At 58.1% G+C, this 20,075-nt stretch carries 15 protein-coding genes and 3 pseudogenes; 17 read left to right on the plus strand and 1 reads right to left on the minus strand.

Annotated features, from left to right (window positions below; genetic code table 11):
• Position 1: 1 nt before the first annotated feature.
• The 13 genes from traQ (at position 2) to AAIE02_RS23000 (ending at position 17,539) form a co-directional block, all read left to right on the plus strand.
• Positions 2 to 250: a type-F conjugative transfer system pilin chaperone TraQ gene (gene traQ, locus AAIE02_RS22940; protein WP_498533333.1), complete on the plus strand. Its 249-nt coding sequence runs from the start codon at positions 2 to 4 to the stop codon at positions 248 to 250.
• Entirely contained in the window at positions 240 to 788 is a 549-nt protein-coding gene (trbB, locus tag AAIE02_RS22945) for a type-F conjugative transfer system pilin assembly thiol-disulfide isomerase TrbB (protein WP_498533334.1), read from the plus strand. Before traQ ends, trbB begins: the two co-directional genes overlap by 11 nt.
• Positions 788 to 2,158, plus strand: a complete 1,371-nt coding sequence (gene traH / locus AAIE02_RS22950; RefSeq protein ID WP_498533349.1) for a conjugal transfer pilus assembly protein TraH — start codon at positions 788 to 790, stop codon at positions 2,156 to 2,158. Before trbB ends, traH begins: the two co-directional genes overlap by 1 nt.
• A complete protein-coding gene (gene traG / locus AAIE02_RS22955) occupies positions 2,158 to 5,016 on the plus strand; it encodes a conjugal transfer mating-pair stabilization protein TraG (protein ID WP_498533335.1) in 2,859 nt (952 codons plus the stop codon). The genes traH and traG overlap by 1 nt, the downstream gene beginning before the upstream one ends.
• 18 nt (positions 5,017 to 5,034) lie before the next feature.
• Positions 5,035 to 5,532, plus strand: a complete 498-nt coding sequence (gene traS, locus AAIE02_RS22960; protein WP_498533336.1) for a conjugative transfer entry exclusion protein TraS — start codon at positions 5,035 to 5,037, stop codon at positions 5,530 to 5,532.
• A gap of 69 nt (positions 5,533 to 5,601) precedes the next feature.
• Positions 5,602 to 6,333, plus strand: coding sequence for a conjugal transfer complement resistance protein TraT (traT, locus tag AAIE02_RS22965; RefSeq protein ID WP_498533337.1), 732 nt, complete (start codon positions 5,602 to 5,604; stop codon positions 6,331 to 6,333).
• Between the two features lie 371 nt (positions 6,334 to 6,704).
• Entirely contained in the window at positions 6,705 to 8,864 is a 2,160-nt protein-coding gene (gene traD, locus AAIE02_RS22970) for a type IV conjugative transfer system coupling protein TraD (protein WP_498533338.1), read from the plus strand.
• Positions 8,864 to 14,104, plus strand: a complete 5,241-nt coding sequence (gene traI, locus AAIE02_RS22975; protein WP_498533339.1) for a conjugative transfer relaxase/helicase TraI — start codon at positions 8,864 to 8,866, stop codon at positions 14,102 to 14,104. Before traD ends, traI begins: the two co-directional genes overlap by 1 nt.
• A 1-nt stretch (position 14,105) precedes the next feature.
• Positions 14,106 to 14,843 carry a type-F conjugative transfer system pilin acetylase TraX gene (gene traX, locus AAIE02_RS22980; protein WP_498533340.1) on the plus strand — a complete coding sequence of 246 codons (738 nt, stop codon included), beginning with the start codon at positions 14,106 to 14,108 and terminating at the stop codon, positions 14,841 to 14,843.
• A gap of 66 nt (positions 14,844 to 14,909) precedes the next feature.
• Positions 14,910 to 15,632 (plus strand): fertility inhibition protein FinO, encoded by a 723-nt coding sequence (locus AAIE02_RS22985; protein ID WP_498533341.1) that lies wholly within the window; start codon positions 14,910 to 14,912, stop codon positions 15,630 to 15,632.
• A complete protein-coding gene (locus tag AAIE02_RS22990) occupies positions 15,625 to 16,416 on the plus strand; it encodes a DsbA family protein (RefSeq protein ID WP_498533342.1) in 792 nt (263 codons plus the stop codon). The genes AAIE02_RS22985 and AAIE02_RS22990 overlap by 8 nt, the downstream gene beginning before the upstream one ends.
• 147 nt (positions 16,417 to 16,563) lie before the next feature.
• Positions 16,564 to 17,109, plus strand: a complete 546-nt coding sequence (locus tag AAIE02_RS22995) for a phospholipase D family nuclease (RefSeq protein WP_498533343.1) — start codon at positions 16,564 to 16,566, stop codon at positions 17,107 to 17,109.
• Positions 17,110 to 17,260: 151 nt separating this feature from the next.
• Complete coding sequence (locus tag AAIE02_RS23000) at positions 17,261 to 17,539, plus strand: replication regulatory protein RepA (RefSeq protein ID WP_008324932.1); 279 nt, start codon at positions 17,261 to 17,263, stop codon at positions 17,537 to 17,539.
• Positions 17,540 to 17,574: 35 nt separating this feature from the next.
• Here AAIE02_RS23000 and AAIE02_RS23005 read toward each other — a convergent pair.
• Positions 17,575 to 17,678: pseudogene (locus AAIE02_RS23005) on the minus strand (replication protein RepA).
• A 79-nt stretch (positions 17,679 to 17,757) separates the two neighbouring features.
• On the opposite strand from AAIE02_RS23005, the gene tap reads away from it, so the two are divergent.
• The 4 genes and pseudogenes from tap to AAIE02_RS23025 form a co-directional block, all read left to right on the plus strand.
• Positions 17,758 to 17,835: a RepA leader peptide Tap gene (tap, locus tag AAIE02_RS23010; RefSeq protein WP_011201829.1), complete on the plus strand. Its 78-nt coding sequence runs from the start codon at positions 17,758 to 17,760 to the stop codon at positions 17,833 to 17,835.
• On the plus strand, positions 17,816 to 18,691 hold the full coding sequence (gene repA / locus AAIE02_RS23015; RefSeq protein ID WP_498533344.1) for an incFII family plasmid replication initiator RepA: 876 nt from the start codon (positions 17,816 to 17,818) through the stop codon (positions 18,689 to 18,691). Before tap ends, repA begins: the two co-directional genes overlap by 20 nt.
• A gap of 526 nt (positions 18,692 to 19,217) precedes the next feature.
• Positions 19,218 to 19,493 (plus strand): annotated as a pseudogene (locus tag AAIE02_RS23020) (replication-associated protein RepA4).
• Positions 19,494 to 19,707: 214 nt separating this feature from the next.
• A pseudogene (locus AAIE02_RS23025) lies at positions 19,708 to 20,075 on the plus strand (hypothetical protein); the annotation flags it as partial.

The following is a 20,075-nucleotide window of genomic DNA, read 5'->3' on the forward strand; positions in this document are numbered from 1 at the left end:
CATGCGCAAATTCCGTTTTCGCCTGCCCGAGTTCGACGTACCCGGATTATGGGTGCTGAGCCTCGGCGTCTGGTTTCACATTGTGTCCCGCCTGGTACGGCGTGAGCCGGAGATGGCGGTCCTGCTCGCCCAGGTCATCGGCGTCTCGATGGCGCTCTGGGGTGGCTACCGCATTATTAACCGCTGGATTGACGCCGCCCGTGAGGCTGAAAACGCGCAGGACGCCGGGGAGACGCGCCATGAACCTTAGACAATCCCTGTTTGTCGCCACGCTCGTGGTTTTCAGCCTCGCTTCGCAGGCCGCAACGCTCGACGAAGTCAGAACGCTCTGGAACCCGCAGGGAATGCGCGCGGCAGAAGCCCCACCCGCGACTGAGGAAGGCCAGACGGTAAAACCGCCCCCGGCGAAGCCGCCCGTCTGGTACCGGCTGAGCAACGGCCGTCAGGTTAACCTCGCGGACTGGAAGGTGGTGCTGTTTATGCAGGGGCAATGCCCTTACTGCCACAAATTTGACCCGGTGCTGAAGTCGCTTGCGGCAAAGACGGGTTTTGGCGTGATGGCCTATACCATCGACGGTCAGGGGGATGCGTCCTTTCCCGATGCGCTGCCCGCCCCACCGGAGGTGATGAAGACCTTCTTCCCCAACCTGCCCGTGGCGACCCCCACCACCTTTCTGGTCAACGTAAATACCCTTGAGGCTCTGCCGCTGCTGCAGGGTGCCACCGACGAACAGGGCTTTATGGCCCGCCTGGATACGGTTTTGCAGATGCGAGGCACCAGACAATGATGAAAGTATTCCGACCGCGCACGGTTCTGGGCTGCGTGCTTCTTGCCTGCTCCACCGCCGTGGGTGCTGATGTGAACAGCGACATGAACAGCTTCTTTAATAAGCTGGGCTTCGATTCCAACACCAGTCAGCCACAGGTCTGGCAGGGGCAGGCCGCAGGCTACGCCACGGGCGGCTCGCTCTACGCCCGCACCCAGGTGAAAACCGTCCAGCTTATCTCCATGACGCTGCCGGACATCAACGCCGGCTGCGGCGGTATCGACGCCTATCTCGGCTCCTTCAGCTTTATCAACAGCGACCAGCTGCAGCGCTTCGCCAAACAAATTATGTCCAATGCGGCCGGATACTTCTTCGATCTGGCGCTGCAGACCACCGTACCGGAAATCAAGACGGCAAAGGACTTCCTGCAGAAGATGGCCAGCGACATTAACAGCATGAACCTCAGCTCCTGCCAGGCGGCACAGGGCATCGTCGGCGGACTTTTCCCCCGCACGCAGGTTTCCCAACAGAAGGTCTGCCAGGACATCGCCGGCGAGAGCAACATGTTTGCGGACTGGGCGGCCTCCCGCCAGGGCTGCACGGTAGGGGGCAGCCTGGATAAGGTGCGCGACAAGGCGAGTGAGAAGGACAAGGAGCGTATCACGAAGAATATTAACGTCATCTGGAACGCGCTGGGTAAGAACGGCATGTTCGACGGTAATAAGGAGCTGCGGGAGTTCATCATGACCCTGACCGGTACGCTGGTCTTTGATGAAAAGGGCAATATCACTCCGCTTCCTGCCAGAACCACCGACCGCGACCTGATACGGGCAGTGATGGAGGGCGGCACGGCGCGGATTTATCACTGTAACGACAGCGAGAAATGCCTGAAGGTGGTGGCTGATGCAAAGGTCACCATCAGCCAGAAAAACGCGCTGAAAAATCAGATTAAAGACATCCTCTCCAGTATTCAGAACAAAGTGGCCATTGATAAGGCGCTGACGGAGAAGGAGAAGGGGTTTATCACCAGCACGACTATTCCGGTATTCAAATATCTGGTTGACCCGCAGATGCTGGGTATCGCTGACAGCCTTGTCTACCAGCTGACCGACTATATCGGCTACGACATTCTGCTCCAGTACATCCAGGAGCTGGTCCAGCAGGCCCGGGCGATGATGGCCACCGGGAACTATGACCAGGCGGTTATCGACAGCATCAATAACAACCTTAACGAAGCCACGCGGCAGATAGCGTCCTTCCAGGCACAGGTGCAGGTGCAGCAGGACGCGCTGCTGGTTGTTGACCGCCAGATGAGCTATATGCGCCAGCAGGTCTCGGCCCGTATGCTGCAGCGCTACCAGAACAACTATCACTTCGGAGGGGCGCGCTGATGCAGGAAATCTATGTCATCGCGGGCGGCGACTGGCTGACGCAGACGCTGAATGCCATCGTCACGTTCATGTCGACGGAGAACTGGGTTGTTATCCGGCGTATTGCGACGGCTTTCTCTGTGCTGGTTGTGGCCATTTCGTGGATACGACGCCACAACATTATGGACATGCTGGGCTGGGCAGGCGTCATTGTGCTGATGTCGCTGCTGGTCAGCGTCCGTACCCCGGTACAGATTATCGACATAAGCGATCCGGGCAGGGTGTATCAGGTCGACAACGTCCCGGTCGGGCTGGCACTGCCGGCATCGCTGACCACGAAAATCGGCTATGCCCTTGTGCAGGGATATGAAATGGTGTTTTCACAGCCCGACAGCGTCACCTACAGCAAAACCGGGATGCTGTTCGGCGCAAACCTGGTCTCGCGCAGCACCGACTTCCTGTCGAAAAACCCTGAAATCACCACGCTGTTCACGGACTATGTGCAGAACTGCGTGATGGGCGACATCTTCCTGAACGGCAAATACACCCTGGACGAGCTGATGAACAGTACCGACCCCTACACCATTATCTTCTCTAAACCCAGTCCGCTGCGTCAGGTGCAGAACTATAAGAAGTTTACGACCAGTGGCGAAGGAGGAACGGAGATAAAGGCGTTTTTATCCTGCGAAGAAGCTGCGGTGATCCTCAAACAGAAGCTGGGCCTTGATACCCAGACCGGAGGGAAAAGCTGGAGTTACTACGCGCGATGGCTCTTTGGCGGACGTCCGAATCCCGACCTTCTCCTGAGTCAGATGCTCGGTGAAAGCTATAACTATTTTTATAACTCCGGGCAAAGCGCCTCTCAGATTATCCGCCAGAACGTCACGATGAATGCCCTGCGAGACGGCATCATGGGCTATGCGGCACGGAATGGCGATACTTCGAGCCTGCTCAACATCGCCACCACCTCATCGATGGAGAAGCAGCGCCTGGCGCATGCGACCGTAGGGCAGGTGGCCCTGCGCTCGTTGCCCATGTCCCAGACGCTGATCGTCGGTCTGATTATCGGGATATTCCCGCTGATGGTGCTGGGCGGGATGTTTAACGCCGTCACCCTTAACGTGCTGAAGGGCTACGTACTGGCTATCATGTGGGTGCAGAGCTGGCCGCTGCTTTACGCCATCCTGAACAGCTGCATGACCTTTTATGCGAAGGCTAACGGCTCACCGGTGGTGCTCTCGGAGTTGTCGCAGGTACAGCTGAAATACTCGGACCTGGCCACCACGGCAGGGTACCTGTCGATGCTGATACCGCCGCTGGCCTGGGGCATGCTGAAAGGTCTGGGCTCCAGCTTCTCGAGTCTCTACAGCCATCTGGCCTCATCCGCTATCAGTCCGGCTGCCACAGCGGCGGCAGGATCAATCGACGGGAACTATTCCTATTCGAATATGCAGACAGAGAACGTGAGCGGTTACAACTGGAATACCAACAGTTCGACCATGTTCGGTCAGATGAGTCATCAACTGGCAAACGGAGCGACATCCACACAGATGCGTGACGGCGGCACGGTGACAGACTCCACGCAGGCCGCGAGTAAAACGCCGGTGAACATCAACTTTGCCCGCCAGATAGCAACGGCCCAGCAGGAAATGGCCCGCGAGGCACAGACACAGTCTCAGAGTGCAATGCAGAGCTTTAGTAGCAGTATGTCAAGCACGTGGCAGACCCTCAGCCAGTTTGGCACCAACCGGGGGAGCAGCGACTCGATGACGCAAGGCGCCGACAGCACGATGAGTGCGCAGGACTCCATGATGGCCAGCAAGATGCGCAGCGCAGTAGAAAGCTACGCGAAGACGCATAATATTGGATTTGATAAGGCTACTCAGGAACTGGCACAGCGCAGTGTTCGTGCCTCTGCAGGATTATATGGTGATGCAAGCGGACACGGAGGTTTTGGTATCAAGGCTTTTGGGAATGGTGGTGGTGTCAGCTTCAGGGCAGGTGGTAAAGCCGGTATCGACTTTGACGATCTGGATTCTCATCAGGCAAGTAGCAGCTCGAGAGCCAACCAGGATGCGCGTCACGATATTGATGCCAAATCTACGAAAGATTTTAAGGAAGCCAGCGACTACTTTACCAGCCGTAAGATAAATGAATCGGGCAGTCATACGGATAACAACGCCGCCTCACGCGCGGACCAGTTGTCCGCATCACTGAGTTCGGCAAAACAAAGCCTTGAACAGTATTCGACCAGCCAGGCACGCAGCAAGGAATATGCTGAAATGGCATCCCGGACGGAAACCATGAGCGGGCAGGTTAACGAAGATCTCAACCAACAATTTGCCCAATATGTTCGTAAGCAGGCGCCGCATGAGGCCGATACTTTGCTGACGGATACCGGTTCACCAGAGGTTGCGGCAAAACGCAGAGATCTCGCCTGGTCATTTGTGCAAAGTCAGGTTCAGCCTTCGGTGGAGAATGCATATTCTGATGCGAAAGGCGGGCTGGGGCAAAGTATGGACAATGTGTCTGCGGGAGGCGGGCGTCAGGACTTGTTATCCGACCATGCGGCGCATCAGGATACCATTGAGAGTGCAACGTCGGGGGCTGGTATTAAAGGGAATGTGAAAGGCTCGGTAGACGGTATGATGGCTGAGACGAGAAATAATATTTCAGGAACACAAAGTGAAATAAAGGGCGCTTCAACGCCTGTCGATAATCAGTATTCGGCACTGGAGCGTCATCATCAGTCGGAAGCGAATAATCAGAATATTATGTACGATAAAGAGAAATCCTCACAGAACGCTATTCCGGGGGCGGACAGTTCTGAAGAACTTCTGGAAAAAGCAAAGAAACTGGAGAATAATCGAAAAAAATAATCAGGGAGGTTGTCGGATATGAAAGAACTGATACGAATTATGTGGGTTCTGCTCATACAGTATATTGCCTGCTGGCTTGCAGGGTGGGAAACATCCGTCATACTCCTGACACTTGCGTTGTTAATTATATGGCAGGGTATATTTGCATGGATTAATAATCGAGTTCGCAAGCAGAAGTACTTGCATAGTAAGAACGATGTCTCACCGGTAATGTACATGGTCCTTTCAGTTCCCGCGCTCTGTTTCCCTGTGCTGGCCCTACTGATATTTATCGGACTCTCGGTCTACAGGGTCTGTGTAATAGGTGCTGTGACGGTTGGAGATGAATCGCTTAAAGAACAGTTTTATTTTGACAGTACGTTTCAATGTGATCCATTTCCTTATGAATCCGAATCACACGATTCTGCGGCAGTGGGATTGAATCCAGCTACAGGATTGCCAATGTGCGGGCTAGTTGATACTTCTGGTAATTTTTATGGGTGTTCATCTGGATCATACAGAAGCTCGGACAGTTAGATATCATTACCTATATTAGATTATGGGTAATCGCCAAGCTATGAATGGATATAATAAACAAAGGAAATAATGTTAATGAAAAAGATGATGATGGTAGCTCTGGTCAGTTCCACGCTGGCCCTTTCAGGGTGTGGTGCGATGAGCACAGCAATTAAGAAACGTAACCTTGAGGTCAAAACGCAGATGAGCGAAACGGTCTGGCTTGAACCATCAAGCGAGCGTACCGTTTTCCTGCAGATCAAAAACACGTCTGATAAAGACATGAGCGGTCTCCAGTCTAAAATTACCGAAGCTGTTAAAGCCAAAGGCTACCAGGTCGTGACCTCGCCGGATAAAGCCTACTACTGGATTCAGGCGAACGTACTTAAGGCCGACAAAATGGACCTTCGTGAGTCACAAAGCTGGCTCAGCCGTGGCTACGAAGGTGCAGCGGCAGGGGCCGCGCTGGGTGCCGGTATTACCGCCTATAATTCCAGCTCTGCCGGAGCCACTCTGGGCGTAGGACTTGCTGCCGGCCTTGTTGGCATGGCCGCTGATGCGATGGTCGAAGACATCAACTACACCATGATCACGGATGTGCAGATTGCCGAGCGTACCAAAGCGACCGTGACCACGGACAACATCGCCGCCCTTCGCCAGGGAACTTCTGGCGCCAAAATTCAGACCAGCACCGAGCAGGGGAACCAGCATAAATATCAGACCCGTGTGGTATCAAATGCGAACAAAGTTAATCTGAAATTCCCCGAAGCCCAGCCTGTGCTTGAAGATCAGCTGGCTAAATCTATCGCGAACATTCTTTAATTAATACCAGGGGGCGGTTTCTTCCGCCCTTTTCCCTGGGTCACTCAGTCCGAATAGCATCTGTTTTCCTCATTCTCTGTTGATATCAGATAAACGCTGAACGGTGGCGCAAATCCTTTGTGCTGCCGGGAAGGGTTGCCGGTAGGGCCGGTGAATAAAGGAATTAATATGTCGCTATTTGCATTAGTCGTGAGTATCGAAAGTGATTATCCTAATGCTTTATTTGCTGTTCCATTTTTAGTTCTGTTAATACTGCTGTGGATATCCTTTTTTCGTAAGTGATCTCTTATTTGCCGGGCCAGTAAATAGCCGTTCCTGAATGTAGCCTTATCATAACCGTCTAAATTCCATTTATACCGGACCCATACATCATGAGTTTTAATGCAAAGGATATGACCCAGGGTGGTCAGATCGCGAGCATGCGCATCCGTATGTTCAGTCAGATCGCCAATATCATCGTGTACTGCCTCGTTATTCTCTTCGGCATCATTGTCGCGATTACGCTGTCGGTTAAACTGACCTGGCAGACATTTGTGAACGGCTCGGTGTATTACTGGTGTCAGACGCTGGCCCCCATGCGCGATATTTTTAAATCCCAGCCTGTCTACACCATCCGTTATTACGGCCATGAGCTGAAGTACAACGCGCAACAAATATTACAGGACAAGTATATCCAGTGGTGCGCCGACCAGGTCTGGACGGCCTTTATTCTTGCCGCCATTATCGCGGCCGTGGTGTGTGTTATTACCTTCTTTCTCACCACCTGGATTCTGGGCCGCCACGGCAGACAGCAGAGTGAGGATGAGATAACCGGTGGACGCCAGCTGACTGACGATCCAAAGGAGGTCGCCAGAATGCTGAAGCGCGTCGGTCTCGCATCTGACATCAAAATTGGCGAGCTGCCGCTTATTAAGGACTCGGAGATCCAGAACTTCTGTCTGCACGGCACCGTCGGGGCCGGTAAATCCGAGGTTATTCGTCGCCTGATGAACTATGCCCGCCAGCGTGGCGATATGGTTATCGTCTATGACCGCTCCTGTGAGTTCGTCAAAAGCTACTATGATCCGGCCACGGATAAAATCCTTAACCCGCTGGATGCGCGCTGCGCGGCCTGGGACCTGTGGCGGGAGTGCCTGACGCAGCCTGACTTCGACAATGTTTCCAACACGCTTATCCCTATGGGGACAAAAGAAGATCCCTTCTGGCAGGGGTCGGGGCGTACCATCTTCGCCGAAGCCGCCTATCTGATGCGCAACGATAAGGACCGCAGCTACAGCAAGCTGGTCGACACGCTGCTTTCCATCAAGATTGAGAAGCTGCGCTCGTACCTGAAAAACTCCCCGGCGGCGAACCTGGTGGAAGAGAAAATCGAGAAAACGGCCATCTCCATCCGCGCCGTGCTGACCAACTACGTCAAGGCCATCCGCTACCTGCAGGGCATCGAAAATAACGGCGAGTCATTCACCATCCGCGACTGGATGCGCGGCGTGCGTGAGGACGGTAAAAACGGCTGGCTGTTTATCTCCTCCAACGCCGACACCCACGCTTCCCTCAAGCCGGTTATCTCCATGTGGCTGTCCATCGCTATTCGCGGGCTGCTGGCGATGGGGGAGAACCGTAACCGTCGCGTGTGGATCTTCGGCGACGAGCTGCCGACCCTGCACAAGCTGCCGGACCTGGTTGAGATCCTGCCGGAGGCGCGTAAGTTTGGCGGCTGCTACGTCATTGGCATTCAGTCCTACGCCCAGCTGGAAGATATTTACGGGCAGAAGCCGGCGGAAACGCTGTTCGACGTGCTGAACACCCGGGCCTTCTTCCGCTCGCCGTCGCGCAATATCGCCGAGTTCGCCGCCGGCGAAATCGGTGAAAAAGAAATCCTCAAGGCATCCGAGCAGTATTCCTACGGCGTGGACCCGGTACGTGACGGTACCTCGGTCGGCAAGGACATGGAGCGCGTCACCCTGGTGAGCTACTCCGATATCCAGACGCTGCCTGACCTCTCCTGCTACGTCACGCTTCCCGGGCCTTATCCGGCTGTGAAGATGGCGTTGAAGTACCAGCCACGGCCGAAGGTGGCGCCGGAATTTATACCTCGCCCTCTCGACGGTAAGGCTGAAGAGCGTCTCAGTGCCGCGCTGGCGGCACGTGAGCATGAATCCCGCAGCATCGGCATGCTCTTTGAACCGGATGCAGACGTTATCGCGCCAGAGGGCGGTGCTGAGAATGCCGGCCAGCCACAACAGCCGTTGTCTGTGACCTGCGCTGCAGACACTGCATCCGCTTCGGCATCCGCAGCGGGTGCCGCAGGCACCGGCGGCGTGGAGCCTGAGCTGAAGACAAAGGCGGAAGAGGCTGAGCAGCTGCCGCCCGGCATCAGTGAAAGCGGTGAAGTGGTGGATATGGCGGCATGGGAGGCGTGGCAGGCGGAGCAGGACGAACAGTCTCCTCAGGAGAGACAGCGTCGGGAAGAAGTGAACATCAACGTTCACCGGGTGACTGAAAAGGATCTTGAGCCGGGAGGATACATCTGATGATGAGCATCGGATCGGTAAAATCCGCCGGCAGCGCGGGTAATTATTACACCGACAAGGACAACTACTACGTTATCGGCAGTATGGGTGAGCGCTGGGCCGGAAAAGGGGCTGAAGCGCTGGGGCTCAGTGGCGGGGTGGACCAGAAGATCTTTACGAAGGTTCTGGAGGGACGCCTGCCGGACGGCAGCGACCTCAGCCGGACTCAGGACGGGGCGAACAAACACCGCCCGGGCTACGACTTCACCTTCTCAGCGCCCAAAAGTGTCTCCGTGATGGCGATGCTCGGTGGCGACAAGCGTCTTATTGAGGCCCACAACCGCGCTGTGGAGACCGCCATTAAGCAGATAGAGGCGATGGCTTCCACGCGGGTGATGACGGAGGGCAGGAACGAGACGCAGCTGACCGGCAACCTGGTGATGGCGTTGTTTAACCACGATACCAGCCGCGACCAGGAGCCGCAGCTGCATACCCACACCGTGGTGGCCAATGCCACTCTGCATGGCGATGAGTGGCGCACGCTCAGCAGCGACAAAGTGGGTAAAACCGGGTTTATTGAGAATATCTACGCGAACCAGATTGCCTTTGGCCGCCTGTACCGTGCCGCGCTGAAGGATGATGTCACGGCGATGGGCTATGAGCCGCAAACGGTCGGCAAACACGGTATGTGGGAGCTTAAAGACGTCCCCACTGAGCCCTTTTCGAGCCGCAGCAAAGCCATTCAGTCGGCGGTCGGGGATGACGCGTCCCTGAAGTCCCGCGACGTGGCGGCGCTCGATACCCGCCAGTCCAAGCAGAAGGTTGACCCCGAACAGCGTCTTGTCGAGTGGATGCAGACCCTGAAAGAGACGGGGTTTGATATCCGGTCCTACCGGGAGGCGGCTGACCTGCGGGTTATGCAGGGGAATATCCCCGCAACGATGTCTGAAGCCATTGATATTAACAGCAGCGTCGGGCAGGCCATCGCGATGCTGAGCGACCGGCGGGCGCGGTTCACGTATTCCGAACTGCTGGCCACCACCATCGGGCAGCTGCCCGCGCGGTCGGGCATGGTGGAGATGGCGCGTGACGGCATCGATGCGGCGATAAAAAATGAGCAGCTCATCCCGCTGGATAAAGAGAAGGGGCTGTTTACCTCGAACATCCACGTGCTGGACGAGCTGTCGGTGTCGGCGATGACCCGCGATTTACAGCGGACGGGGCAGGCTGACATTTTTCCGGAGAGGGGCGTGCCCCGCAGCCGGTCATACAGCGATGCCGTGAGCGTCCTGGCCCAGGACCGTCCGCCGGTGGCCATCATTTCGGGTCGGGGCGGGGCGGCCGGTCAGCGTGAGCGCGTGGCGGAACTGACGATGATGGCGCGCGAGCAGGGGCGTGACGTGCAGATTATCTCCGCCGACAGGCGCTCGCGCAGCGCCCTTATGCAGGATGAGCGCCTCAGCGGCGAGCATATCACCGACAGGCGGGGGCTGACGGAGGGCATGGCCTTTACGCCCGGCAGCACGCTGATTGTTGACCAGGGGGAGAAGCTGACCCTGAAAGAAACGCTCACGCTGCTTGACGGCGCGCTGCGCCATAACGTCCAGCTGCTGATAGCCGACAGCGGCCAGCGCACCGGGACCGGCAGCGCCCTCACCGTCATGAAGGAGGCCGGGGTGCGCACGCTCGCGTGGCAGGGCGGAGAGAAGACGCAGGTCGCGGTTATCAGCGATCCTGACCGGCGGCAGCGGTATGACCGCCTGGCCGCTGACTTTGCCCGAAGCGTCCGCGCAGGTGAACACAGCGTGGCGCAGGTCTCCGGTCCGCGCGAGCAGGCGGTGCTGGCAGGCGCTGTCCGCGAGGCGCTGAAGGCGGAAAAGGTGCTGGGCGAGCGGGAGGTCAGTATCACCACGCTGGAGCCGGTCTGGCTCGACAGCCGCCATCAGCAGGTGCGCGACCACTACCGCGAGGGGATGGTCATGGAGCGCTGGAATGCCGAAGCAAGCAGCCGGGAGCGCTTTGTCATTGACCGCGTGACGGGCCGCAACAACAGCCTGACGCTGCGCAACGCGCAGGGTGAGACGCGGGTGACCCGCCTGTCTGAACTCAACAGCAGCTGGTCGCTGTACCGCACCGGCACGCTGCAGGTGGCCGAAGGCGACCGTCTGGCGGTGCTGGGCCAGGCGCAGGGGACGCGGCTCAGGGGAGGCGATACGGTGACCGTTAAGGCGCTCGGGGAGGCGGGGCTCGTCGTCAGCCTGCCCGGGCGTAAGGCGGACGTGGTCCTGCCCGCCGGCGACAGCCCGTTTACCGCCGCGAAGGTGGGTCAGGGCTGGGTGGAGTCGCCGGGCAGCTCGGTGAGCGACAGCGCCACGGTCTTTGCCTCGCTGTCGCAGCGCGAGCTGGATAACACCACGCTGAACAAGCTGGCGCTCAGCGGTCCGCAGGTGCGGCTGTACTCCGCGCAGACGGCGCAGAAAACGACGGAGAAGCTGTCGCGTCAGTCTGCCTGGAGCGTCGTGTCTGAACAGATTAAGGATGCGGCGGGGCATGACAGGCTTTCTGATGCCCTGGCGCACCAGAAAACCGGTCTGCACACGCCGGAGCAGCAGGCTATCCATCTGGCCATTCCGGTACTGGAGGGGAGCGGCCTGGCGTTCACGAAGCCGCAGCTGATGGCCGCCGCGAAAGAGTTTGAGCAGGACAGCCTCAGCCTGCAGGTCATCGAAAAGGAGGCGGACCGGCAGATACGCAGCGGCGCCCTGCTGTCGGTGCCGGTTTCGCCGGGAAACGGCCTGCAGCTGCTGGTCTCCCGCCAGTCGTACAATGCTGAAAAAAGCATTATCCGCCACGTCCTTGAGGGAAAGGAGGCCGTCACCCCGCTGATGGATAAGGTTCCGGACGCGCAGCTGGCGGGCCTGACCGACGGGCAGCAAAACGCCACGCGCATGATACTGGAGTCCCCCGACCGCTTTACTCTGGTGCAGGGCTACGCGGGGGTGGGGAAGACGACGCAGTTCCGTGCCGTTATATCAGCCATTGGCACGCTGCCTGAAAAAGAACAGCCGCGCGTTATCGGCGTGGCGCCCACCCACCGCGCGGTGAGCGAGATGCGCGATGCGGGCGTGCCCGAAACGCAGACGCTGGCGGCCTTTATTCACGACACGCAGCAGCAGCTGCGCGGCGGAGAGCATCCTGATTTCAGCAACGTGCTGTTTCTCGTGGATGAAAGCTCGATGGTCGGTAACGCCGACATGGCGAAGGCGTACAGCCTGATTGCCGGGGGTGGGGGACGGGCGGTCTCCAGCGGTGATAGCGACCAGCTGCAGTCCATCGCGCCGGGTCAGCCCTTCCGCCTGCTGCAGACGCGCAGCGCCATCGACGTGGCGGTGATGCAGGAGATTGTCCGCCAGACGCCGGAACTTAAACCTGCCGTCTACAGCCTGATTGACCGGGATATCGGCAGCGCCCTGACGACCATTGAGAACGTGGCCCCGGCACAGGTGCCGCGCAGGGCGGATGCCTGGCAGCCTGACGGCTCCGTCATGGAGTTCAGCCGCGAACGGGAGGAGGCCATCGCGAAAGCCGTGGCGGCCGGCGACCTGATGCCCGGCGGGCAGCCCGCGACGCTGCTGGAGGCCATCGTGAAGGACTACACGGGGCGCACGCCAGAGGCGCAGGCGCAGACCATCGTCATCACTGCCCTGAACGCCGACCGCCGCCAGGTGAATGTCATGATTCATGATGCCCGTAAAGGTGCCGGCGAGGTGGGTGAAAAAGAGGTCACGCTGCCGGTCCTTACACCTGCCAATATCCGCGACGGCGAGCTGCGGCGCATGGATACCTGGGAGGCATCGCGCGACAGCCTGGTCCTGCTGGACAGCACCTATTACAACATTGAGGCGCTGGACAGGGAGGCGCACCTGGTGACGCTGAAGGATGCGCAGGGCAACACCCGCAGCCTGTCGCCCGCGCAGACGGCGACAGAGGGCGTCACGCTGTACAGGCAGGACACCATCAGCGTGTCGGAAGGCGACAGAATGCGCTTTTCGAAAAGCGACAATGAACGGGGCTTTGTGGCCAACAGCGTCTGGAAAGTCAGTCAGATAAAAGGTGACAGCGTCACGCTGTCGGACGGAAAACAGACCCGCACGGTCACCCCGTCAGCCGAGCAGGCAGAGCAGCACATCGACCTGGCTTACGCCGTCACCGTCAACGGCTCTCAGGGGGCGAGTGAGCCGTTCTCCATCTCCCTGCAGGGCACGGACGGCGGACGTAAGCGGATGGTGAGCTTCGAGTCGGCCTACGTGGCGCTGAGCCGCATGAAGCAGCACGCGCAGGTTTATACCGACAACCGGGATAAGTGGGTGGCCGCGATGGAAGAATCGCAGGCGAAAAGTACGGCGCATGACATTCTCGAACCGCGCGGCGACCGCGCCGTCGCGCATGCCGCCCGCCTGACGGCGACGGCTAAAGCGCTGGGTGAGGTGCCTGCCGGTCGCGCCGCGCTGCGCCAGGCCGGGCTGCAACCGGAGGGCTCAATGGCGAAATTTATCTCGCCGGGGCGTAAATACCCGCAGCCGCACGTGGCGCTCCCGGCCTTCGACCGCAACGGCAGGCAGGCGGGCGTCTGGCTGAGCGCCCTGACGTCCGGAGACGGGCAGCTTAAGGGGCTCGCTGGTGAAGGCCGGGTGATGGGCAGCGGGGACGCGGCGTTTGCGGGTCTGCAGGCCAGCCGTAACGGCGAGTCGCTGCTGGCGCGGGATATGGAAGAGGGCGTGCGGCTCGCGAGGGAGAATCCGCAGAGCGGCGTGGTGGTGCGGCTCGAAGGCGAGGCGCGACCGTGGAACCCTGGCGCCATTACCGGCGGTCAGGTCTGGGCCGACAGCCTGCCCGACGGCACCGGTACGCAGCCCGGAGAGGCGGTTCCGCCGGAGGTGCTGGCACAGCAGGCGCTCGAGGCGCGGCAGATGCGCGAGATGGAGAGGCGTGCCGAAGAGGCGGTCCGCGAGATGGCCCGCAGCGGCGACAGGCCGGCCGGAGGGGCTGACGTCGCCGTCCGGGATGTGGTGCGGGATATGGATCGGATAAAAGAAACGCCGGCACCTCCCCTCACGCTGCCGGATGCGCCGGAAGAACGCCGCCGGGATGAGGCGGTGTCTCAGGTGGTGCGCGAGAATGTGCAGCGGGACCGCCTGCAGCAGATGGAGCGCGAAACGGTGCGAGACCTTGAGCGTGAGAAAACTCTGGGGGGAGACTGACATGCGCGCTGAAAACCATCCGCTCTTCCCCCTTGTGGTGGTGGCCGACTGCTGGCAGCAGCGTCTGCTTGTGTGGACGCCGGGCCAGACCGACCTTATCAAAACCGTGGCGCTGTTGCTGATGGTGGCCGACCACATCAGCATGCTGTGCGGACTGGATAATGACTGGCTGCGTCTTGCCGGTCGGGGAGCGTTTCCGCTCTTTGGCCTGGTCTGGGCCATGAATCTCGCCCGCCATCCGCAGATTGAGCAGCGCGCCCTGAACCGGCTCTGGATATGGGCCGGGGTGGCGCAGGGCGGCTGGATACTGGCCGGGCTTCGCCCGGACCTGGGCAATATCCTGTTTGCCTTTGCGGTCAGCGGACAGGCACTGGCGCTGATGCAGCGGCACGGGCCGCGCACGTGGCCGCTCTCCCTGATGCTGGTTCTGGCCTGGCTGCCGTTTTCGGGGGGAAGCTACGGGCTGGCGGGAGTAGTGATGCTGATGCTGGCCTGCGGCGTCTGTATGACGGGCCGGCGCACCACGCGCAAGGGACTGGTGCTGTGTCTGGCGCTGGCCATACTCGCGCTGAATGCCGCGGACAGCGCCGCCTTTGCCATCGCGGGTCTGGTGATATCCGGCGTTACCCTGACGGTGTTGAGCCGGACCTGTTACCGCGTGCCGCGCTTCTGGCCGCGCGAATTTTTCCCGCTGTTCTACGCGGTGCACCTGGCCGTCATCGGACTGATGGTGATGTGATATCTGCCGTGTCAGAATAAGGTCAGTCAGGGGGATACACGTGAAACAGATTTATCCGGAGGCAGGATGAAAGAGCAGGGGCGCCCCACGCTGACGCTGCGCCGTAAGACGGAGCCAGAAGGTCAGCGTGCCGTAAACAACAGCAATGAACCGAACGGTGCGGGACCGGGCCGGGTCACGCGTAAAAAGACCGTGGTGGTGAACACGCCTCCTGCCTGGAAGGCCAGGAAGCAGGCGGTGGATAATAGCGCGAAAAAGGCGCAGGCGGACGAGAAGGCCGCCAGAAAAGCAGAGAAAGCCCGGCAGTGGGCTGAGCGACAGGCGCAGGAGAGGGAGGCCATGCGGGCGGCCAGGCACAAACCAGCACCTGAACCGGTTTACCGGAAGGTCATGCCGCTTGCGGACGCGCTCGCGCTCCTTGAACGTTGCTGGCCGGCCCTGGTGACAGACGGCCAGCCGCAGCTCCTGGCGGTCAACATCCGGGAGGCGATGGTGAATGACATTCGCCGGCGCGGGCTGGATGTCTCCGTGAAGACGCTGAAGCGCTGCCTTGCCGCAGTGACCCGCTCGGATGCGTATCTGGGTGCCATGACGGCAGGCGCGTGGCGTAAAAACCTTGCCGGTGAACCGGTCGCACCTGTGAGTGCGGAGGAGGCGGCTTATGCCGTGGAGCGCAGGGCTCAGGAGCACGCTAAACACATGCGCAGGGCGGTCAGAAGCGTCGCCACCCGTGCACGGAACGAACTGATAACAACCGAGAAGAGAAAAACACAGGATGAACATGAATAAAACCCTTTCAGTCATACTTGCCGCAGGCCTTCTGGTCTCCGGCGTGGCGGGGGCAGCAGAGAAACCTGCCGCTGCCTTTACCCCGGAGCAGGAAGCCCGCATTGGTGAAATCGCGAAAGACTACCTGCTGGCCCATCCGGAGGTGCTGGTTGAGGTCAGCCAGAAGCTGCAGGCTCAACAACAGGAGAAGCAGCAGCAGGGGATGACGGCCGCCGCGATTCAGAATCAGGCGGCGCTGCTGAACGATAAAGGCACACCATCATATGGTCCCGCTGATGCGAAAGTGACGGTCGTTGAGTTTTTCGATTACCAATGCATCTACTGTGCCCGCCTGGCGCCGGAACTGGAGAAGGTAATAAAAGCTAACCCGGACGTGCGCTTTGTCTTCAAGGAATTCCCGATATTTGGCCAGCGCTGGCCGGCTTCGCTCAGCGCGGCGAAAACCGGGCTCCAGGTCTGGAAGCAGAAGGGGGCCGATGCTTACCTTCACTATCACAACGCGATTTACGCCACCGGTCACAACGAGGGTAAGCTGACCGATGCTGATATCAGCGCGGCCGCAAAAGCCGTGAAGTTCGATGCGAAAACAGCCCCAGATGTTCAGGGAACCCTGGATGGCATAAACACACTTGCGCAGCAGCTGGGCTTCAGCGGTACTCCAGCCCTGGTGGTTCTCCCGTCAGCCGGCGCCAGCGCTGATAACGTGACGGTTATCCCTAGATACACCAGTGCGGAGGCCCTGCAGCAGGCCATCAGTCATGCTGCCGGTGATACCAAAAAATAATCAGGCGTCCGCCACCTGATACCGCTAAAAGAGACTGACGCCTTCGCCGTGCTCAGTTGTCCAACCCCGGAGAAGGGTAAAAGCAAGTTTTCCCCGTCTCCGGCGTTTCTGGTTAACACATCCGAACAGTATTTCTGAGGTTATTTAATGCGTAAGTTCACCTTTCGCCAGCTGGCCGTGTCCGGTCTGGTATGTCTTTCGCTGAGCTGTATTCAGCCCGCAGCAGCTGCACCCTCCGTTCAGGTCGGCTTTTCACCTGAAGGCAGCGCGTTGCAGCTGGTCCTTAAGACGATTGAGTCAGCACAGCAGGAAATTCGGCTGATGGGCTACTCATTTACGTCTCCGGAGGTGGTTAGTGCGCTTGTCAGGGCAAAACGCCGTGGTGTGGATGTGAAGATAGTGCTCGATGAAAAGGGCAACCGGAGCAAAGCCAGCCAGGCGGCGATGAACGTCGTGGTGAACGCGGGAATTCCGCTGCGCACCAACGGTCGCTACGCCATCATGCATGACAAAGTTATTATTTTTGATAATCATACAGTTGAGGCTAGTAGCTTTAACTACACTCGCTCTGCTGCATCGAGGAATAGCGAGAATGTGCTGGTTATTAATGAGGTGCCGGAAGTGGCACAAACCTACCTTCAGCACTGGCAGTCGCGCTGGGACGGAGGAACGGAGTGGCATTCTTCATACTAAGTCGCATCGTCATTTGAACCGCAATCTACATCTATCCTGGTGAACCATGCGCCAACATGGCTCACACCTTCGCGTAAAGTTAAGTCGCTGATTTCAGATATCTGTAGTATTCTCTGCAAACGATCCAAGTTTGATCCTTGAGGAGGCAGAGATGTCGCAGATCGAAAATGCAGTAACTTCCTCATCGAAAGAAAAGCGTTCTTACCGAAAAGGTAAGCCGATGTCGGCGAGTGAAAGACAGCTTGCCGCGATTGCGCGTAAACGTGAAACACATAAAGAAGTGAAGGTTTTTGTTAAAAATCCTCTTAAAGATTGGATGATTACGATCTGTGAAGAGGAAGGGCTCACTCAAGCTCAGTTTATTGAGACCTTACTCGAACGTGAACTTTCTGAACGCGGCGTTCTCGATGTAAAGACTTCACATTCTTGAACGTTTTCTCATTGGATGCTAGATTACTGATCGTTTTAGTGAATTCTTGGTTGGCCACGCCATAAGGTGGCAGGGAACTGGTTCTGATGAGGTGTCTACCCGGGACCAGAAAAGCAAAAACCCCGATAATCTTCACCAGGTTTGGCGACTAAGAGAAGATTAACGGGGCCTACTTAAACTGTATAGAAGCTGTTGCTCTATGCAGGGAGTATAGTTTTATGCTCAGAAAACTGCAATACCCGTTTCTGTGCCATTTACTCCTTCCGTGCAACATAAGTGCGGGAAGGTGTGACTGACGCCCAGACCCTGTTCTCCCATTACCGTCAGGTCAAAAACCCGAACCCGGCATTCACGCAGCGTGAAGGCAAAAAGACACTGCCGTTCTGTCGTAAGCTGATGGCGAAAGCCGAAGGCTTCACGTCCCGTTTTGACTTTTCCATCCATGTGGCGTTCTTACGCTCGCTGGGTAAACGTCACCGGATGCCGCCACTGTTGCGCCGCCGGGCCATCGATGCCCTGCTCCAGGGGCTGTGTTTCCACTATGACCCGCTGGCCAACCGCGTTCAGCGCTCCATCACCAATCTGGCCATCGAGTGCGGTCTCGCCACCGAGTCGAAAAGCGGTAATCTGTCCATCACCCGCGCCACGCGGGCGCTGACGTTTATGGCGGAGCTGGGGCTGATTACCTATCAGACCGAGTATGACCCGCAGATTGGCTGCAATATCCCGACCGATATCACCTTCACGCCGGCACTGTTCTCCGCGCTCGACGTCTCTGACGTGGCCGTTGTGGCCGCGAGGCGCAGCCGTGTGGAATGGGAGAATCAGCAGCGTAAGAAGCAGAACCTGAAGCCGCTGGAGATGGACGAGCTGATAGCGAAGGCCTGGCGGTTTGTGCGCGAACGGTTCCGCAGCTACCAGTCCGAACGTAAACAGCATGGCCTGAAGCGCGCCCGCGCCCGACGTGACGCGGACAGAGCCCGTAAGGACATTGTGACGCTGGTGAAACAGCAGCTGACGCGTGACTACGCCAAAGGGCGTTTCGTCGGCGACAGGGATGCTCTCCAGCGTGAGCTGGAGCGGCGCGTGAAAGAGCGCATGCTGATGTCGCGTGGTAACAACTACACGCGGCTGGCCACCGTCTCCATATAACCCTTCCTGTGTGAAAAATCCGGCTGGCGCCGGAGGGTTTCGCACGTCTGCAGCTCCCGGCTGACGGTTTTCTGCACGAAATGACGCCCGTCCTCCCTGAAATTCATCCCATTCCGCCATCAGAATAGCCAGAAATTGCATCAGAGTGGCCATATCTGGTCGCCAGATTCAGTTACCCACAATTAACTGCAAGGGACCTTTCCATAAGGTTACAACCGTTATGCTTACAGAGCGCCAGCCGACCTGATTTCAAAGTGCGTGGTTTCCTTTAAAAACCTGCTCTATACTTCTTTTAAATATCTTTTATTTCATTCATATAAATATATAACCTGTTCGTCGCCTGACCTCTGGACAGGCTCCTGATAATGCACGCCCTTGCAGCGGGCTCACGTCCGCGCCGGTTCGGCAACTGCCTCAAGTAGCTCCCATCGCTACGCGACGGGCCCCAGGTACAGCACATATAGTTACAACATTCAAAATACTCACTCAAAAGCAGGAACAGTGCCTACCTGAACCCTCACAGCTCATCCTCACCACTGAAAAACCGCGCCGCCCCGGGCCGAAGGCCCGGAACAACATCGCTTTTAATGATGGATGTTGTAACTAGCTTTTAAGTTGCTGTAAGTAGTGTCGCTGGAAGTTCGGGAGTAACACGCCCGTAAGCGGCCCTCACGGCCCGCTAACGCGGAGATACGTCCCGACTGCGGCTACGCCTTGTCGTGACCACTCCGACGTCGCACAAAAGCTTCTGTATCGCTTTAAGCGGGTTTTGGTCTTGCAGGGGGAAGAGATGGATTGGTGAAACCTGTTAATAATATAACCGGCTGCGCCGGGCTACGGCGCCACTCACTCACAGTGGCATATTCAATACCAGCAGGCGCCTCCATGCCGCTAAAGCGGCATTCAGTGGACAGGCTGCGCACTGCTCGCCTGTCCGGTATGCATGTGATATAAACGATTGTGTTTATAAACACTTCTGTGGATATCGTTATGCTGCTGACGACTACATTGACAGCGTGTACGGAACGGCGCACGGAAACCGGGCGCGTTTTCTGAAGGACAACCCGGATATCCTTCCCCAGGAGCTGAGCCGCTGGCTTAAGGCTGGCCTGAAAATCAGGCCTGAGACCGGCGAAATCTACAAGCCCGTATCACGCCGCGTCAGGATACCGTCGGCGGTTGCCGCCGGGGCTGGCGTGTTTCTCTCTGACGACCTGCGTGAACGTGTCGCGTCACTGGCCACCGCACAGAATGTGACAACTGATGCCATGCTCAATGCCCTAGTGGAGCGCGAGGAACTGTGTCGTAAGCTGTCCCTTCAGGCGGAAAGTGATGCCGCAGTGCCGGAGCAGCAGATTGCCGGCATTGTCAGCCGGTCATTTTC

This window comes from Cedecea sp. Ae19-4, from assembly GCF_059801165.1.

Bases quoted from the DNA above. Each gene is read 5' to 3' on its own strand.
- tap (WP_011201829.1), top strand. From the start codon at position 17,758: ATGCTCAGAAAACTGCAATACCCGTTTCTGTGCCATTTACTCCTTCCG.
- AAIE02_RS22985 (WP_498533341.1), top strand. From the start codon at position 14,910: ATGAAAGAGCAGGGGCGCCCCACGCTGACGCTGCGCCGTAAGACGGAG.
- traI (WP_498533339.1), top strand. From the start codon at position 8,864: ATGATGAGCATCGGATCGGTAAAATCCGCCGGCAGCGCGGGTAATTAT.
- traH (WP_498533349.1), top strand. From the start codon at position 788: ATGAAAGTATTCCGACCGCGCACGGTTCTGGGCTGCGTGCTTCTTGCC.
- AAIE02_RS22995 (WP_498533343.1), top strand. From the start codon at position 16,564: ATGCGTAAGTTCACCTTTCGCCAGCTGGCCGTGTCCGGTCTGGTATGT.
- AAIE02_RS23000 (WP_008324932.1), top strand. From the start codon at position 17,261: ATGTCGCAGATCGAAAATGCAGTAACTTCCTCATCGAAAGAAAAGCGT.
- trbB (WP_498533334.1), top strand. From the start codon at position 240: ATGAACCTTAGACAATCCCTGTTTGTCGCCACGCTCGTGGTTTTCAGC.
- traS (WP_498533336.1), top strand. From the start codon at position 5,035: ATGAAAGAACTGATACGAATTATGTGGGTTCTGCTCATACAGTATATT.
- traX (WP_498533340.1), top strand. From the start codon at position 14,106: ATGCGCGCTGAAAACCATCCGCTCTTCCCCCTTGTGGTGGTGGCCGAC.
- AAIE02_RS22990 (WP_498533342.1), top strand. From the start codon at position 15,625: ATGAATAAAACCCTTTCAGTCATACTTGCCGCAGGCCTTCTGGTCTCC.
- traQ (WP_498533333.1), top strand. From the start codon at position 2: ATGCGCAAATTCCGTTTTCGCCTGCCCGAGTTCGACGTACCCGGATTA.
- traG (WP_498533335.1), top strand. From the start codon at position 2,158: ATGCAGGAAATCTATGTCATCGCGGGCGGCGACTGGCTGACGCAGACG.
- traD (WP_498533338.1), top strand. From the start codon at position 6,705: ATGAGTTTTAATGCAAAGGATATGACCCAGGGTGGTCAGATCGCGAGC.
- traT (WP_498533337.1), top strand. From the start codon at position 5,602: ATGTTAATGAAAAAGATGATGATGGTAGCTCTGGTCAGTTCCACGCTG.